This is a genomic window from Pseudomonas sp. SDO5532_S415, assembly GCF_054071155.1.
The window spans coordinates 1-16412 of sequence record NZ_JBSVWS010000139.1; the positions used below are offsets into that span (position 1 = coordinate 1).

The 16412-nt window shown below is 59.9% G+C and carries 12 protein-coding genes; 5 read left to right on the plus strand and 7 right to left on the minus strand.

The genetic code is table 11. From position 1 onward, the window contains the following. Positions 1–134: 134 nt before the first annotated feature. Both gyrA and mtnA read right to left on the minus strand, forming a co-directional pair. Positions 135–2804, minus strand: a complete 2670-nt coding sequence (gene gyrA / locus ACW9HW_RS23185) for a DNA gyrase subunit A (RefSeq protein ID WP_137807907.1) — start codon at positions 2802–2804, stop codon at positions 135–137. A gap of 425 nt (positions 2805–3229) precedes the next feature. Further along, complete coding sequence (mtnA, locus tag ACW9HW_RS23190) at positions 3230–4306, minus strand: S-methyl-5-thioribose-1-phosphate isomerase (protein ID WP_095196487.1); 1077 nt, start codon at positions 4304–4306, stop codon at positions 3230–3232. A 108-nt stretch (positions 4307–4414) separates the two neighbouring features. Between mtnA and ACW9HW_RS23195 the strand changes: the two genes are divergently transcribed. The 5 genes from ACW9HW_RS23195 (at position 4415) to ACW9HW_RS23215 (ending at position 9211) form a co-directional block, all read left to right on the plus strand. After that, complete coding sequence (locus ACW9HW_RS23195) at positions 4415–5746, plus strand: TRZ/ATZ family hydrolase (protein ID WP_457401863.1); 1332 nt, start codon at positions 4415–4417, stop codon at positions 5744–5746. A 62-nt stretch (positions 5747–5808) separates the two neighbouring features. Then, positions 5809–6507 (plus strand): bifunctional 2-polyprenyl-6-hydroxyphenol methylase/3-demethylubiquinol 3-O-methyltransferase UbiG, encoded by a 699-nt coding sequence (gene ubiG / locus ACW9HW_RS23200; RefSeq protein ID WP_007973655.1) that lies wholly within the window; start codon positions 5809–5811, stop codon positions 6505–6507. Positions 6508–6511: 4 nt separating this feature from the next. Then, positions 6512–7183: an N-acetylmuramic acid 6-phosphate phosphatase MupP gene (mupP, locus tag ACW9HW_RS23205; protein ID WP_095196485.1), complete on the plus strand. Its 672-nt coding sequence runs from the start codon at positions 6512–6514 to the stop codon at positions 7181–7183. Between the two features lie 175 nt (positions 7184–7358). After that, a complete protein-coding gene (locus ACW9HW_RS23210) occupies positions 7359–8099 on the plus strand; it encodes a YciK family oxidoreductase (RefSeq protein ID WP_095196484.1) in 741 nt (246 codons plus the stop codon). 185 nt (positions 8100–8284) lie between these two features. After that, the gene (locus ACW9HW_RS23215; RefSeq protein ID WP_095196483.1) at positions 8285–9211 is read left to right on the plus strand and encodes a GGDEF domain-containing protein; all 927 of its coding nucleotides are present in this window, start codon (positions 8285–8287) and stop codon (positions 9209–9211) included. A 134-nt stretch (positions 9212–9345) separates the two neighbouring features. Here ACW9HW_RS23215 and ACW9HW_RS23220 read toward each other — a convergent pair whose 3' ends face one another. From ACW9HW_RS23220 to trhO, 5 genes are all read right to left on the minus strand, one after another. Next, positions 9346–10107 carry a TenA family transcriptional regulator gene (locus ACW9HW_RS23220; RefSeq protein WP_371917547.1) on the minus strand — a complete coding sequence of 254 codons (762 nt, stop codon included), beginning with the start codon at positions 10105–10107 and terminating at the stop codon, positions 9346–9348. A 77-nt stretch (positions 10108–10184) separates the two neighbouring features. Next, the gene (locus tag ACW9HW_RS23225) at positions 10185–12644 is read right to left on the minus strand and encodes an EAL domain-containing protein (protein WP_457401864.1); all 2460 of its coding nucleotides are present in this window, start codon (positions 12642–12644) and stop codon (positions 10185–10187) included. A 186-nt stretch (positions 12645–12830) separates the two neighbouring features. Then, entirely contained in the window at positions 12831–14648 is a 1818-nt protein-coding gene (locus tag ACW9HW_RS23230) for an ABC transporter ATP-binding protein (RefSeq protein WP_095196480.1), read from the minus strand. Next, positions 14641–15243, minus strand: a complete 603-nt coding sequence (locus tag ACW9HW_RS23235; RefSeq protein WP_170948723.1) for a DsbA family protein — start codon at positions 15241–15243, stop codon at positions 14641–14643. Before ACW9HW_RS23235 ends, ACW9HW_RS23230 begins: the two co-directional genes overlap by 8 nt. A gap of 41 nt (positions 15244–15284) precedes the next feature. Beyond that, positions 15285–16226, minus strand: a complete 942-nt coding sequence (trhO, locus tag ACW9HW_RS23240) for an oxygen-dependent tRNA uridine(34) hydroxylase TrhO (RefSeq protein ID WP_095196478.1) — start codon at positions 16224–16226, stop codon at positions 15285–15287. Positions 16227–16412: the final 186 nt, after the last annotated feature.

The following is a 16412-nucleotide window of genomic DNA, read 5'->3' on the forward strand; positions in this document are numbered from 1 at the left end:
TTGTTGTTTCAGAGATACTGCGGCGCTTGTTTCGCGAGAAGGCTCGCTCCCACAGGGGATATCCATGGGTGTCGACATTTTCCGTACGGACAAACAACAAGGGGGCGAATTTTCATCCGCCCCCTCATGTCCACTTACTCTTGTGGCTCTTCGTCAGCAGCGGCGTCGAGTTGCTGGTCTTCGGCGGCGTCGTCGTTCACGACCTCACCGACAAACCCGGCACCCTCTTCACCTTCAAAACCTTCACCTTCGAGCTCTTCACCCTCGACTTCCGACGGTTCCTGAACCCGCTCAAGGCCGACCAGGGTTTCATCCTTGGCCAATTTGATCAGGGTCACACCCTGGGTGTTACGGCCCAGGCTGGAAACTTCATCGACACGGGTACGCACCAGGGTGCCCTGGTCGGAAATCAGCATGATCTCCTCGCCGTCCAGCACCTGTACCGCGCCGACCAGACGGCCGTTACGCTCGTTGCTAACCATGGCGATAACGCCCTGGCCGCCACGCTTGTACTCAGGGAACTCGGTGATCGCCGTACGCTTGCCGTAACCACGCTCGGAAGCGGTGAGGATCTGGCTGCCTTCTTCCGGGATCAGCATGGAAATCAGCTTCTGGCCTTCCGGCAGACGCATGCCGCGCACACCGCGAGCGGTACGGCCCATGGCGCGAACGTCGGATTCCTTGAAGCGCGTCACCTTGCCGCCATCGGAGAACAACATGACTTCACGTTCGCCATCGGTGATCGCGGCAGAAATCAGCACGTCGCCTTCGTCCAGTTCCAGCGCGATCAGACCGACGCTGCGCTGACGGCTGAAGGATTCCAGCGGGGTCTTCTTCACGGTGCCGTTGGCGGTAGCCATGAAGATGTAGTGACCTTCGGTGTATTCCTCGACCGGCAGCATGGTGGTGATGTATTCACCGTCATCCAGCGGCAGCAGGTTGACCAGCGGACGACCACGGGCCGCACGGGATGCTTCAGGGATTTCGTAGGTTTTCAGCCAGTAGACCTTGCCCTTGCTGGAGAACAGCAGCAGCGTGGTGTGGCTGTTGGCAACCAGCAGGTGAGCGATGTAGTCCTCATCCTTGACGCCGGTGGCCGACTTGCCTTTACCGCCACGACGCTGGGCCTGGTACGCAGCCAGCGGCTGGGTCTTGGCGTAGCCACCGTGGGAAATGGTCACGACACGGTCTTCTTCCGGAATCATGTCGCCCAGGGTCAGGTCGAGACGGGCGTCGAGGATTTCGGTGCGACGTACATCGCCGTACTCGGCGCGGATCACTTCCAGCTCTTCGCGGATCACTTCCATCAGGCGCGTGGCGCTGTTGAGGATGCGGATCAGCTCGCCGATCTGGTTGAGGATCTCTTGATACTCGGCCAGCAGTTTTTCGTGTTCCAGACCGGTCAAACGGTGCAGACGCAGTTCCAGAATGGCTTGCGCCTGTTCCGGCGACAGGAAGTACTTGCCGTCGCGCAGGCCATATTGCGGATCGAGGTTTTCCGGACGGCACGAATCGGCACCGGCACGCTCGACCATCGCCACCACGGCCGAGGACTCCCAAGGGGTGCTGACCAGCGCTTCCTTGGCTTCCGATGGCGTTGGCGAGGCCTTGATCAGGGCGATGACCGGGTCGATGTTCGACAGGGCAACTGCCTGACCTTCCAGAATGTGTCCACGCTCACGCGCCTTGCGCAGTTCGAACACGGTACGACGGGTCACGACTTCGCGACGGTGACGGACGAAGGCTTCCAGCAGGTCCTTGAGGTTCAGGATCCGCGGGCGGCCGTCGATCAGCGCGACGATGTTGATACCGAACACGGCTTGCAGCTGGGTCTGGGCGTAGAGGTTGTTGAGGATCACCTCCGGCACTTCGCCGCGGCGCAGCTCGATCACGACGCGCATACCGTCCTTGTCGGACTCGTCGCGCAGTTCGGTGATGCCTTCGAGCTTCTTCTCTTTGACCAGCTCGGCGATCTTCTCGATCAGACGTGCCTTGTTCAGCTGGTAAGGGAGTTCGGTGATGACGATCTGCTGACGACCACCGACCTTGTCGATGTCTTCGATGATCGAGCGGGCACGCATGTAAATACGGCCGCGACCGGTGCGGTAGGCCTCGATGATGCCGGCGCGACCGTTGATGATCGCGGCGGTCGGGAAGTCCGGACCGGGGATGTATTGCATCAGCTCGTCGACAGTCAGCTCGGGGTTGTCGATGAGCGCCAGGCAACCGTCGATGACTTCACCGAGGTTGTGCGGCGGAATGTTGGTCGCCATGCCCACGGCGATACCGCTGGAGCCGTTGACCAACAGATTGGGAATACGGGTCGGCATGACCGCCGGGATCATTTCGGTGCCGTCGTAGTTCGGCACCCAGTCCACGGTTTCCTTGTGCAGGTCAGCCAGCAGCTCGTGCGCCAGCTTGGTCATGCGCACTTCGGTGTATCGCATGGCCGCGGCGTTGTCGCCGTCCACCGAACCGAAGTTGCCCTGACCGTCTACCAGCAGGTAGCGCAGCGAGAATGGCTGCGCCATCCGAACGATGGTGTCGTACACCGCGGTATCACCGTGCGGGTGATACTTACCGATCACGTCACCGACAACACGGGCAGATTTCTTGTACGGCTTGTTGAAGTCGTTACCCAGCTCGCTCATCGCGAACAGCACACGCCGGTGCACGGGCTTCAAGCCGTCGCGCGCATCCGGCAGTGCCCGCCCGACAATTACGCTCATCGCGTAGTCGAGGTAGGACTGCTTCAGCTCGTCTTCGATATTGACCGGGAGGATTTCTTTGGCCAGTTCGCCCATGAGAAGCCTGATTCCTTTTTCTGGTGAAACCTCGTCACATCCATATGGGACGAACGAAGCTCGCCGCTGCAGGCTGAGTGCCATGCACCGACTTACGACAAATCAACGAGTTATGCCATGGATCTGCGCAGTAAAGGTCGCCCCATCGGGCAACCCTGGAAACCGCCGGATGTTATCACAAGAGCCGCCACGCACCTATCCCCCAGATGCGCATGGAGTGTAGTTAGTTGACTGATGGCAGGCTTGAAGAGGACCTGAGAGGCTCAGAGCTGTGTTGAATAGAGAAATCGGGCCCGATTCAGGGTAATTCATTGACCTTTAGAGCCTCATCGCTGGCAAGCCAGCTCCCACAGTTCTGTGTGCGCCGCAAAACACTGTGGGAGCTGGCTTGCCAGCGATAGCAATTTATCAGACGACAAATACCGTCAATGCAGACGCTTGCGGCACATCAGTTGCGCCATTTTCGCCGTGTCCGGCCGCTCGACGATGCCTTTTTCGGTGACGATGGCATCGATCAGATCCGCAGGCGTCACGTCGAACACCGGGTTGAACGCATCGACCTCAGCCCCGACCCGCTTGCCGCCGACCTCAAGCAACTCACGGCCATCGCGCTCTTCGATCGGAATGTCGTCGCCGCTGGCCAGGTTCATGTCGATGGTTGAACTCGGCGCCACCACCATGAAACGCACGCCGTGGTGCATGGCGTTGACCGCCAATTGATAGGTGCCGATCTTGTTCGCCACATCGCCATTGGCCGTGATCCGGTCCGCACCCACGATCACCCAGGTAATGCCCTTGGTTTTCATGATATGGGCCGCGGCGGAATCGGCATTGAGGGTCACCGGGATGCCTTCGTTGGCCAGCTCCCAGGCCGTCAGCCGTGAGCCTTGCAGCCATGGACGGGTTTCGTCGGCGTAGACACGCTCGACCATACCCTCGATGAACGCCCCGCGAATCACCCCCAGCGCCGTACCGAAGCCACCAGTGGCCAGCGCACCCGTGTTGCAATGGGTCAGGATCGCCTGGGCGTTGCCCTGATGCTTGCGGATCAGATCGACACCCAGTTGCGCCATGGTCAGGTTGGCTTCGCGATCACTTTCATGAATGGCGATAGCCTCGGCCTCCAGCACCGCCAGCGGATCGGCATTGCCTTTCAGGCGATCCAGCCGGTCATGCATGCGATTCAAGGCCCAGAACAGATTGACCGCAGTGGGGCGGGAATCGGCGAGCAGCGCGAAATCCTCCTCCAGCGCGGCGTACCAGTCGCCCCCTTCAGCAATCCGGGCGCGGGCTGCCAGCACGATGCCATAGGCCGCGCTGATGCCAATTGCCGGTGCGCCGCGCACCACCATCGAGCGAATTGCCTCGGCCACGCCAGCTGCGCTGGTGTAGGCAATCCAGGTTTCCTCGAACGGCAAAATACGCTGATCCAGCAGATACAGGGCACCATCACGCCAATCGATGGCCTTCACCTTCTCCGCAGCCAACAGTCGATCGCGCATCCCACACCCCGCACTCATGAACAAAAGCCGTCGATTATAGCGATCCCCCCGCGAAGACGCTCGGGTATACTTCGCCATCCTTTACAAAAGCACTGGAACCGCCCCTCGATGCCGAACACTGCCGCTGCGCTCGACCTGTTATTGCTGCCGACCTGGCTGGTACCCGTCGAACCCGCCGGCGTTGTCCTCAAGGACCATGGCCTGGGTATCCGCGACGGGCGCATTGTCTTTATCGGCCCACGCTCCGCCGCCCTGAAGCTTAACGCAAGCGAAGTCCGCGAACTGCCGGACACGCTGCTCAGTCCCGGGCTGATCAATGCCCACGGACACGCGGCAATGACCCTGTTCCGTGGCCTGGCCGATGATTTGCCCCTGATGACCTGGCTGGAAAACCATATCTGGCCGGCCGAGGCCAAATGGGTCGACGAGGATTTTGTACGCGACGGCACGGATCTGGCCATCGCCGAACAGCTCAAAGGTGGCATCACCTGCTTCTCTGACATGTACTTCTTCCCGAAGGTTGCCAGCGAGCGCGTACACAACAGCGGCATTCGTGCGCAGATCGCGATTCCGATCCTCGATTTCCCGATCCCCGGTGCCAGCTCGGCGGACGAAGCCATTCGTCAGGGCGTCGAGCTGTTTGGCGATCTCAAGCACCACGAACGCATCAAAGTTACCTTCGGCCCCCATGCACCCTACACCGTGGGCGATGAAAACCTGGAAAAAATCCGGGTGATCGCCGAAGAGCTTGACGCGTCTATTCACATGCACGTACATGAAACCGCCTTCGAAGTGCAGCAAGCGGTCGAACAGCGTGGCGAGCGCCCACTGGCCCGCCTCGCTCGCCTGGGCATGCTGGGGCCGCGCTTCCAGGCGGTCCATATGACCCAGATCAGCGATGAAGACCTGGCTCTGCTGGTAGAAAGCAACACCAACGTGATTCATTGCCCGGAATCGAATCTGAAGCTCGCCAGCGGTTTCTGCCCGGTGGAGCGCTTGTGGCAGGCCGGGGTCAATGTCGCCGTGGGCACCGATGGCGCCGCCAGCAACAATGACCTGGACCTGCTCGGCGAAACCCGCACCGCTGCGCTGCTGGCCAAGGCCGTCGCCGGTTCGGCCACCGCCCTGGATGCCCATCGCGCGCTGCGCATGGCCACCCTCAACGGCGCACGCGCCCTGGGAATCGAGGCCGATGTCGGCTCGCTGGAAGTCGGCAAAGCCGCCGACATCGTGGCGTTCGACCTCTCCGGTCTGGCCCAGCAGCCGGTCTACGACCCGGTTTCGCAGCTTATATACGCCACGGGCCGGGACTGCGTGAAACACCTTTGGGTCGCCGGCAAGCAATTGCTCGACGATCGTCGCCTGACACGCCTGGACGAACAACAGCTGGTCACCACCGCCAAGGCCTGGGGCCAACGCATCAGCGGCCGTACCGAATAGTAAGCCACTCCGGACTCAGCACCGGGGCGACAGGATTTTTCAAGTTTTAGAGGACTTAAACCATGAGCAACGTCGACTACGCCGAAATCGCCAAATTCGAAGCCCTGGCACATCGCTGGTGGGACCGCGAAAGCGAGTTCAAACCGCTGCACGACATCAACCCGCTGCGGGTCAACTGGATTGACGAACGCGTCAACCTGGCCGGCAAAAAAGTCCTCGACGTCGGCTGCGGCGGCGGCATCCTCAGCGAAGCCATGGCCCAGCGCGGCGCCACCGTCACCGGCATCGACATGGGCGAAGCGCCGCTGGCAGTCGCACAATTGCATCAGCTGGAATCGGGTGTGAATGTCGAATACCGGCAGATCACCGCCGAAGCCCTGGCCGAGGAAATGCCGGAGCAGTTCGACGTGGTCACCTGCCTCGAAATGCTTGAACACGTGCCAGATCCATCCTCGGTGATCCGCGCCTGCTTCCGCATGGTCAAGCCCGGCGGCCAGGTGTTTTTCTCCACCATCAACCGCAACCCGAAGGCGTACCTGTTCGCCATCGTCGGTGCCGAATACATCATGAAGCTGTTGCCCCGCGGCACCCATGACTTCAAGAAGTTCATCCGCCCTTCCGAACTCGGTGCCTGGAGCCGCATGGCCGGCCTGACCGTCAAGGACATCATCGGCCTGACCTACAACCCCCTGACCAAGCACTACAAACTGGCGGCCGACGTGGACGTCAACTACATGATCCAGACCCTGCGCGAGGAGTAAGCCGATGCGAATCAGAGCAGTTCTTTTCGACATGGACGGTACCCTGCTCGACACCGCGCCGGACTTCATCGCGATCTGCCAGGCGATGCGTGCCGACCGCGGCTTGCCGCCCATGAATGACAAACACATTCGTGATGAAATTTCCGGCGGCGCCAAGGCGATGGTCGCGGTGACCTTCGCCATGGACCCGGAATCGCCGGGCTTCGAGGAGCTGCGCCTGGAGTTCCTCGAGCGCTACCTCGTGGGCTGTGCAGTCCACAGCAAACTGTTCGACGGCATGGGTGAACTGCTGGCCGACATCGAGAAAGCCAACCTGATCTGGGGCGTGGTCACCAACAAACCCCTGCGCTTTGCCGAGCCGATCATGCAACAGCTTGGGCTGGCCGAACGTTCGGCGCTGCTGATTTGCCCGGATCATGTGAAGAACAGCAAACCGGACCCGGAACCGCTGATCCTCGCCTGCAAGATGCTCGACCTCGACCCGGCAAGCGTGCTGTTCGTGGGCGACGACCTGCGCGATATCGAATCGGGCCGCGATGCCGGCACCCGGACCGCAGCCGTGACCTTCGGCTATATCCACCCGGATGATAATCCGCGGCATTGGGGTGCGGATGTGGTGGTCGATCACCCGCTGGAGTTGCGCAAGGTGCTTGATAGCGCGCTCTGTGGTTGCTGAGAGCCGGTTTCAGGTGCTGGGAATGTGGCGTGAATGCTGACGCCTTCGCGGGCAAGCCCGCTCCCACAGGGAACGGGTTGTTCACACATTTTGTATCCGCCACAAAAACCTGTGGGAGCGGGCTTGCCCGCGATCGGAAGCGCCGCGATCTGTCTTCTGTTTTGTGAGGTTTTTTATGTTTGATTATTCCGCTCGCCCCGACCTGCTCAATGGCCGGGTCATTCTCGTCACCGGCGCCGGTCGTGGCATCGGTGCAGCCGCCGCAAAAACCTATGCCGCCCACGGCGCGACCGTACTGCTTTTGGGCAAGACCGAAGCCAACCTGATCCAGGTCTATGACGAAATCGAAGCCGCCGGCCACCCGCAACCGGCCGTGATCCCGTTCAACCTGGAAACCGCCCTGCCCCATCAATACGATGAGCTGGCCGCGATGATCGAGAGTGAATTCGGTCACCTCGACGGCCTGCTGCACAACGCCTCGATCATTGGTCCGCGCACACCGATCGAGCAGCTCTCCGGCGAGAATTTCATGCGGGTGATGCAAGTCAACGTCAACGCCATGTTCATGCTCACCAGCACCCTGTTGCCGCTGCTCAAGCTGTCCCAAGACGCCTCGGTGGTGTTCACCTCCAGCAGCGTCGGCCGCAAGGGTCGTGCGTACTGGGGCGCTTACGGCGTTTCCAAGTTCGCCACCGAAGGCCTGATGCAGACCCTGGCGGACGAAGTCGATACTGTGGCGCCGGTACGTTCCAACAGCATCAACCCGGGCGCGACCCGCACCAGCATGCGGGCCCAGGCCTATCCAGGGGAAAACCCGCTGAACAATCCGACACCCGAGGAGATCATGCCGGTCTACCTGTACCTGATGGGTCCGGACAGCACCGGTATCAACGGCCAGGCATTCAACGCCCAGTAATACCGTACGTCGCTTTTGTGCCGCGCCGACTTCTCGTCGCGGCATTTGAGCATCCTGTTCTTGTACAAAGCAGATTAAACTTGTACGAAATGTCCTACGGGACTGACGGACCAGTATGACGCGCAGCCCAAAGCCGCTCTCACCCAGCTTGTAAGACAGCCTTACTGCTCAAGGGCGCGCGCCATATGAAATCACCTTCCCAGACCAACGCAATTGACTTCGACAGCGCCAAATTGCAACGCCTGGGCTTTGGTCAGCAGCAACCGACTCTGGAACGGCCAGTCAGTCTTGCGCAACTGCGCCAGCAGCTGAGCATGCAGCTGCAAACCAGTCTGGAACCACAACGCATTCTCGGGCTTTTTTTCCGTGAGGTTCAGCGCCTCGTACCGCTTGATGCCTTGAGCTATGAGCACAAGAGCAGCGACCTGCGCCTGGAATTCGGCCAACGCGGTCACCACTCGATCAGCTACAGCCTCAGCCACGAAGGCGAACACTTGGGTGAGCTGGTGTTTCGTCGCAACCAGCGTTTCAGCGAGCAGGAACAGGGCAACCTCGAATCGCTGCTGGCCGCGCTGCTCTACCCGATGCGCAACACCCTGCTCTACCGCGCCGCGACCCAAAGTGCATTGCGCGATCCGCTGACAGACACCGGCAACCGCATCGCCATGGACCAGACGCTGCTGCGGGAAATCGAAGTCTCGCGGCGTCACCTGCACCCGTTGTCGCTGCTGATGCTGGACATCGATCACTTCAAGCAGATCAACGACACCCATGGGCACAGTGTCGGCGATGAAGTGCTTAAAGCGGTCGCCGCCTCGATCAAGCAACAGTTGCGCAACGTGGACATGGTGTTTCGTTTTGGCGGCGAAGAGTTTCTGATCGTACTGTCCAACACCAACCGCGAAGCAGCGGCCCTGGTCGGCGAGCGGCTGCGTCTTGCAGTGCAGACCGAGGAATTTGTGGCTGAGGGCCGTTCGATCGAACTGACCGTGAGCCTGGGTTGCTCGACCCTGCTGCCCGGCGAATCTGCCGAGAGCTTGTTGCGAAGGGCTGATAATGCGCTGTACGTCGCCAAGCGCGAGGGGCGTAATCGGTTGACGATGGCGGGTTGAGTTTCAAGTAACAGCACAAAACAGTGCGGGAGCGGGCCTGCTCGCGAATGGTCTTTCAATCAACATCATTGTTGAATGGCAGATCGCATTCGCGAGCAGGCTCGCTCCCACAGTTGTGTTACATGGAACCTGGATCAGCTCTCGGCCAATGCCAATCGCTCACGGACTACCGGCGTTCGCTCCGCGTACTCCAGTTGCATGCATCGCTCCAGAAACAGGTACATGTAGTCGTAGCTCTTGCACACGGCCTGACGCAATTCCACTTGCAGGGCCTTGCTCGGATTCATGCCTGCCAGCGTGCAGATGATTTCCAGCGCTTCCCAGGGATGGGCATCGTCATACTGGGCGTGCATCTTCAGCCATTTCATGGCGCGCTTGCGGTCTTCCTCGGGGAAGGATGCCGCGTACACACCATTGGAACAGACCAGCGCCGACCACTCGCCGGTCGCACCTTCAATGGCGTAGTTGGTGGCGGCAATGGCCACGATCAGCGAATCCGCCGAACTGGTGTGCCAGCACCAATGACTCAAGGCATGAAGCTCCGGAGCCACCTGTTGCGCTTGCAGATCTTCCAGGCTGACACCGTGAGCGCGGCTCCAGTGCAGCCAGTAATCGGCATGGTTCAATTCGACGCGAATGTTGCGCATCAGCCAGCGACGCGCCATGTCTTCGCCCGGATGACGGGCAAAACGGGTCTTGGTCAGGTTTTGTGCCATATATAACGCGAACTGTTCGACCACCGGCCAGCCACCTATCAGGTACTGACGCATGGTCTTTGCACTGAGCTTGTTGTCACGCATGCGCTGATACAGTTCGTGTTCGACAACCCGGCGCTTGCTCTCGCTGCAATCCTGAATCAGGCGCTGGGCCCAGGCAGGATAACTTGCAGCTTCCATGAGGGGTCCGGTTCGGTTGAATGTGTCGATCACTGTCGAGCTCCTTTTGATTGTGATTGTTAGATCAGCGAAAGATTTCAACGGAACGTGCCAGGGGCCTTGAACAACAAAGGCTGGGGCCTGGCAGGACGACTTTGCAGGCTGTCAAAGGTAAACAATTGCGGGCGTTCTATGACATACCCTTGAGCGTAATCCACCCCGATCTCCAGCAATGCCTGCTCGATCTGAGGCGTCTCGACAAACTCGGCAATCGTACGTTTACCCATGACATGACCGATGTGATTGATCACTTCGACCATGGCGCGGTTAACCGGGTCGTCCAGCATATCCTTTACGAAACTCCCGTCGATCTTCAGGAAGTCTACAGGCAAATGTTTCAGATACGCGAATGAAGACATACCGGCGCAAAAGTCATCCAGTGAAAAAAGGCATCCCAAACCTTTGAGTTCATTGATAAAACGAATTGCACTGCCAAGATTGGAAATTGCACTGGTTTCGGTGATTTCAAAACAAATCATTTCAGGCGGAATGGAATAAGTAACGAACTGTTCCCGCAGGAAGTCCAGAAACGCCTCATCACCGATGGTCGTGCCTGACAGATTGATCGCACACATGGCCAGCGGCCCCTGACGTGTCTCGGCGCGGCATTGGGCAATGATCTTGAAAACGTTCTGCACCACCCAGCGATCAAGGGATGTCATCAAACCATAGCGTTCGGCGGCCGGGATGAAACTGTCGGGAAGAATCATGCGGCCGGCTTCATCATGCAGGCGCAACAGGATTTCGATATGCCCACTGCCCGGCTCGGTATGACCAAGGGGCGCGATTTCCTGGGCATACAGACAGAAGCGATCCTCTTCCAGCGCCATGTGCAGACGCTGCACCCAGGCCATTTCACCGAAGCGCAAGGACAGCTCCGAATCGTCGGGGTGATAGACCTGAACCCGGTTACGGCCTTTTTCCTTGGCCATGTAGCAGGCCATGTCGGCGGCGCGCAACGAAGCTTCGAGGGTGGTCGGATTGTGCGCGACATGCACCAGACCGATGCTCACGGTGGTCACGAAAGGCCGGCCCTTCCATACGAAATGCAGGTTTTGCACCGTCTGCCGCAACCCCTCGGCAATTTTCTCCGCCGCTTCCGGCCCACAGTTCTCCAGCAAAATGCCGAACTCGTCGCCGCCGAGCCGGGCTAGGGTATCGCCTTCGCGCAGACCGGACTGCAGCAGTGCACAAATGTGCCGCAGCAACTCGTCACCCGCTGCATGGCCACAGGTATCGTTGACCAGTTTGAACTGATCCAGGTCGAGGAACATCAGGGCATGCCGCCCCGACTGCCGCGTCAGGTTGTGCAGCGCCTGTTCCAGGCGGTATTCGAATTCGCGGCGGTTGGCCAGACCGGTCAAGGCGTCATGGGTGGCTTGCCAGGACAGATTGGCAATGTATTGCCGCTCCTGGGTCATGTCGTGCAACACCAGCACCGTGCCGCTGACCTTGCCGGCATTGCGGATCGGCGCGCCGACCAGCGTTACCGAGACCGTGCTGCCATCCAGGCGTTGAATCAGTTTTGAATGCTCGCTGCCGCCGCTGAGCTGACCGCTCAGTATGCGTTCGATCAGGGTGAAACCGTCGGTCTGCGCGCTGTCGTCCAACAGATTGAACAGCGCCGCCAACGGCAAACCGGTCGCCTGTTCCGCCTTCCAGTGAGTCAACGCCTCGGCAGCCGGGTTCATGTAGGCGATGGCGCCATCCACATCGGTAGTAATCACCCCGTCACCGATCGATTGCAGGGTGATCTGTGCCCGGTCTTTTTCCAATTGCAGGGCGTCGGCAAAGGCGTGGCGTTGCTTGAGCAGTTTATGGGTACGCATCAAGGCCAATGCGATCAAGCCCAGGGCCGTGGCCAGGTTGATCGCCAGCAACAGGCGAAGAATCACCCGCGACCCCTCTCCCAAGGCATCACTGAAGGCTTTTGCCGCCGGGGTGACTTCATCGTTGATCGCGAAAATCTGCGCCTTCCAACGCTGGATGTCGGTATCGGAAGCCGGGCTGGCGGTGATGTGCCGGTGCATGTCGCGGGCAACGTCATCGAGCTGGACCAGATACGCGTCACCCACTGTCCAGAGGTCGATGGCTTTCTCGAGGTAGCTGAAGTGCCGGAAATTCAGGTACAGCCAAATCAGGCTGGACACATCGTCCGGATGATTGCCGCCCTTGAGGATCGCTGCGCGTGCCTCTTCGATATTCGGCGGTTGGTGGTCCAGCGCCACACGCAACTCGTGACCGCCCTGGGGTACGGCAATGGCGTTCTGGTATTTGAGAAAAATCCCTTCATCGCCGCTGTCGGCGTAGAGATTGAGGTAATAGATGGCGTCTTTCTGGCCCTTGGACCACAGGCTTTCACCGGCAACGTAGCCACGGACCGCCGAAAGCACATAAAGGCTGACACCGCCCAGCAAGGCCTGAAACAGTACGACAGCGATAAATGGCCAGACGATGCCCAGCAACCGTGGCGTACCAAGAGTCCGCGTTTGATTCATGAGTTCCCTTGCATTAGCACTGCTTGATCGTCATCCGGACGAAATCGCTACCGCAAGACTAGGGGGCGATCCCGGTTCCGGCAAGCGGCAGATCTCATTGCAGTACAAACGCCAGGCCTGTATATGCACCGCCAACGCCGTATCGAGGCCGTGGTGAAAATGCCCTGAACATCCCTTGGCATTGATCTAGTGCTGCTGCAAATGCCCATAAAGCTTGGCGTACAAACCACCATCGGCAATGAGTTGCTGATGGTCGCCATCTTCGGCAACTTGTCCACCGTCGAACACCAGCACCCGGTCCGCCTGTTTAACCGCTGACAGTCGATGGGCAATGATCAACGTGGTGCGGTGACTCAGGAACCGCGCCAAGGCCTGGTGCAGGTTGTATTCGGTGGCGGCGTCCAGTGCTGACGTGGCCTCGTCGAGGATCACCACTTTAGGGTCGGCCAGCACCATCCGCGCGATCGCCAGGCGTTGCCGCTGGCCGCCGGACAAACGCACGCCGGAACGCCCGACGATGCTGTCCAGGCCGTTGGGCAATTCACGAATCGTGGCGTGCAGTTGGGCGATTTCCAGCGCCTGCCAGCAAGCCTCGTCGCTGCGTTCGCGGCCCATGGTCAGGTTGGCACGCACGGTGTCGTTGAACAGCGCCGGGTGCTGAAGGACCACGGCGACGTTTTCACGAACGGTTTCCAGACCGATCTCCTGCTGGGTCGAGCCGCCGAAGCGGATGGTCCCGGCCAATGGCGTGTACAAACCCAGCAACAACTGCACCAGCGTGCTCTTGCCACCGCCGCTGGCGCCGACAATCGCGACTTTTTCACCGGGGGCGATGGACAGGTTCATCTGGTTCAGCACCAACTCGTCGCCGTAACCGAAACTCAGGCCCTGAACCTCGATACCCACAGTCTCGCGGCCGTTGAACGGGTCGACGCCATTGGGGTACTCAGGCTCATCGGCGCGGGACAACAGCTCGTTGATTCGCGACAGCGCACCGCCGGCGGCGTAATAGGCGTATTGCAGGTTCAGCAGTTGTTCCACCGGGCCGATCATGAACCACAGGTAGCTGAACACCGCGAGCATCTGGCCGATGGAGAGGTCGGAAAACAGCACGGTGAGCATGGCGGCGGCGCGAAAAATATCGATGCCGAACTGGAACAGCAAACCGCTGGCACGGTTCGAGGCGTCGGTTTTCCATTGCGAACTGACCGCGTAATCGCGAACTTCCCTGGCGCGCAGCCCCAATCGTCCGAGGAAAAAACCCTGACGGTTGCCGGCGCGGACTTCCTGGATCGCGTCCAGGGTTTCGGTCAATGCCTGGGTGAAGCGCGAGGTGCTGTCGTTCTCGAGCTTCTTCAGGTGCTTGACCTTTTTGCCCAACTGCACCGTGGCGTAGATCACCAGCGGGTTGAACAACAGAATCAGCAGCGCCAGTTTCCAGTGCATCCACATCAGAATCCCTGCGGTGCCAACCAGTGTCAGCATGGCCACGAGGAAGCGACTGAGGGTTTCGCCGACGAATTTGTCCAGGGTATCGAGGTCAGTCACCAGGTGCGTGGTCACCGTCCCGCTGCCCAGGCTTTCGTATTCCCCCAGCGAGATGCGCTTGAGACGTTCGATCAGGCGGATACGAATGCGGTACACGATGTCCTTGGCCAGGGCGGCGAACAACCGCGCCTGCACCACGTTGAACAGCAACGCCGCGCAACGCAGGGCCAGGGTCACCAGCAGCATCAGGCCGATATAGCCCGCGGCCTTTTGCCAGACCTCGGGGAGTGCGAGGTTCATGATTTTCAGCGCGGCGTCACCGTGCCCCAGCAGCACTTCATCCACCAGTAACGGCAGGAGTAACGGGATCGGTACGCTGCACAGGGTCGCCAGCACGGCCACACCATTGGCGATCCACAGGGATTTCTTGTGATGAAGCGCCAGTCGGCGGATTTCCGCCCAGCTCAGCCGATCGACATGTTTTGCGGTTGCGACATCGTCGGGCAGGTCATGCACAGGCAGCGCGCTCCAGCCAGCGGCCGAGCAACGGAGACAGCACACTGAGCGGTTGATAGCCATTGGTCAGCAGTGCCAATTGACCATTGCGCTCAGCCAGCAAGGTGGGGAAACCGGCAATGCCCAGATCCTGGACCCAGGTGAAATCGGCTGCCGTTGCGGTGTGCATATCGGCACGGTCGAACGCGGCGGCGAATTCGATGCGCGGCAGACCGGCCTGTTCCGCCAATTCCACCAGAACGCTGGCGCGGGTCACGTCGCGGCCTTCGGCATAAAACGCATGTTGAATCAGCCCGAGCAGCTTCCATGCACAATCCGGCGCCAGGCTGCGTGCCGTCACCAGCGCCCGGCAGGCTGGCTCGGTGTCGTAGACAAATCCATCGGGCAACGCACCGTCCAGTTTGAACGGCTGGCCGGTGGCCTCGGTGACCGCCTGCCAGTGCTCAAGGATGTAGCGCCGGGTCGACGGTTCCAGTGCCGAGCCGCTGCCGGTGCGCAAACCGCCCACCACCAGATGCACGTCCACACCCGCGGCTGCCGCCTGCTCGACCAACGCGTTGGCTACCGGAGCAAAGCCCCAGCACCAGGAGCACATCGGGTCCATTACGTAGAGCAGGCGGGCAGTCGTCATGGTGTTCAGGCCTCGGAGGATACTTGCTTGTAGTTGTAGCCGATCGGGTGAGGCATGTTGCGAGCCTTGGCCAGTTCGATCTGCTTTTGCCGATCGATGGCGCTGCGGCGGGTTTTCTCGCTCAGCGTGTCCCAGCAATGCGGGCAACTGATGCCGGCCACGTAATGCTCGGAGGCGCGATCTTCGACACTGACCGGTGTGCGGCAGGCATGACATTGATCGTAGTCGCCTTCGCTCAGGTCGTGGCGAACCGTCACGCGGTTATCGAACACGAAGCAGTCGCCCTGCCACTTGGTTTCTTCCTGAGGCACTTCTTCGAGGTACTTCAGGATGCCACCCTTGAGGTGGTAGACCTCATCGAAGCCTTCGCTGAGCATGTAGCTCGATGCCTTTTCGCAACGAATGCCGCCGGTGCAGAACATGGCGACCTTCTTGTGTACGGCCGGGTCGAAATTGGCTTTGATGTAGTCGGGAAATTCGCGAAAACTGGTGGTTTTCGGATCGATCGCGCCTTCGAAGGTGCCGATCGACACTTCATAGTCGTTGCGGGTATCGATCAACAGGACTTGCGGATCGCTGATCAGCGCGTTCCAGTCCTGCGGATCCACGTAGGTGCCGACCTTTTTGTTCGGGTCCACGCCTTCAACGCCGAGGGTCACGATTTCTTTCTTGAGTTTGACCTTGGTGCGGTAGAACGGCTGCTCGTCGCAGTACGACTCTTTGTGGTCGATGTCGTCCATACGCGGGTCGTTCTTGAGCCAGGCCAACAGTCCGTCGATGCCTTCGCGGCTGCCGGACACGGTGCCGTTGATGCCTTCTTCGGCGATCAGCAGCGTGCCTTTGATGCCGTTGTCGACCATCGCTTGCAACAGTGGCTCGCGCAGGGCGACGTAATCTTCCAGGGTGACGAACTTATACAGTGCCGCCACGACAATCTGTTGTGTCATGGGTAAATCTCCAGGTGGCTACCCTCGTAAGGGGTGAACCGGATGCGAAAAAAAACGCGCCGGGTAAGCGGCGCGTTTCGCATTCTATCAAAAACCCTGCAATTTTAGGACTGCAAGATGCCGTTGTGGCGAGGGAGCTTGCTCCCGCTCGGCTGCGAAGCAGTCGTAAGGCTTGGGAGCGCTTCG

What these genes read in the sequence shown, in the direction of transcription:
- mtnA (WP_095196487.1), bottom strand. Translation starts at nt 4,306, where the DNA reads ATGCGCGATCGACTGTTGGCTGCGGAGAAGGTGAAGGCCATCGATTGG.
- ubiG (WP_007973655.1), top strand. Translation starts at nt 5,809, where the DNA reads ATGAGCAACGTCGACTACGCCGAAATCGCCAAATTCGAAGCCCTGGCA.
- ACW9HW_RS23215 (WP_095196483.1), top strand. Translation starts at nt 8,285, where the DNA reads ATGAAATCACCTTCCCAGACCAACGCAATTGACTTCGACAGCGCCAAA.
- ACW9HW_RS23220 (WP_371917547.1), bottom strand. Translation starts at nt 10,107, where the DNA reads ATGGAAGCTGCAAGTTATCCTGCCTGGGCCCAGCGCCTGATTCAGGAT.
- ACW9HW_RS23235 (WP_170948723.1), bottom strand. Translation starts at nt 15,243, where the DNA reads ATGTGCTCCTGGTGCTGGGGCTTTGCTCCGGTAGCCAACGCGTTGGTC.
- ACW9HW_RS23225 (WP_457401864.1), bottom strand. Translation starts at nt 12,644, where the DNA reads ATGAATCAAACGCGGACTCTTGGTACGCCACGGTTGCTGGGCATCGTC.
- ACW9HW_RS23195 (WP_457401863.1), top strand. Translation starts at nt 4,415, where the DNA reads ATGCCGAACACTGCCGCTGCGCTCGACCTGTTATTGCTGCCGACCTGG.
- trhO (WP_095196478.1), bottom strand. Translation starts at nt 16,226, where the DNA reads ATGACACAACAGATTGTCGTGGCGGCACTGTATAAGTTCGTCACCCTG.
- ACW9HW_RS23210 (WP_095196484.1), top strand. Translation starts at nt 7,359, where the DNA reads ATGTTTGATTATTCCGCTCGCCCCGACCTGCTCAATGGCCGGGTCATT.
- gyrA (WP_137807907.1), bottom strand. Translation starts at nt 2,804, where the DNA reads ATGGGCGAACTGGCCAAAGAAATCCTCCCGGTCAATATCGAAGACGAG.
- mupP (WP_095196485.1), top strand. Translation starts at nt 6,512, where the DNA reads ATGCGAATCAGAGCAGTTCTTTTCGACATGGACGGTACCCTGCTCGAC.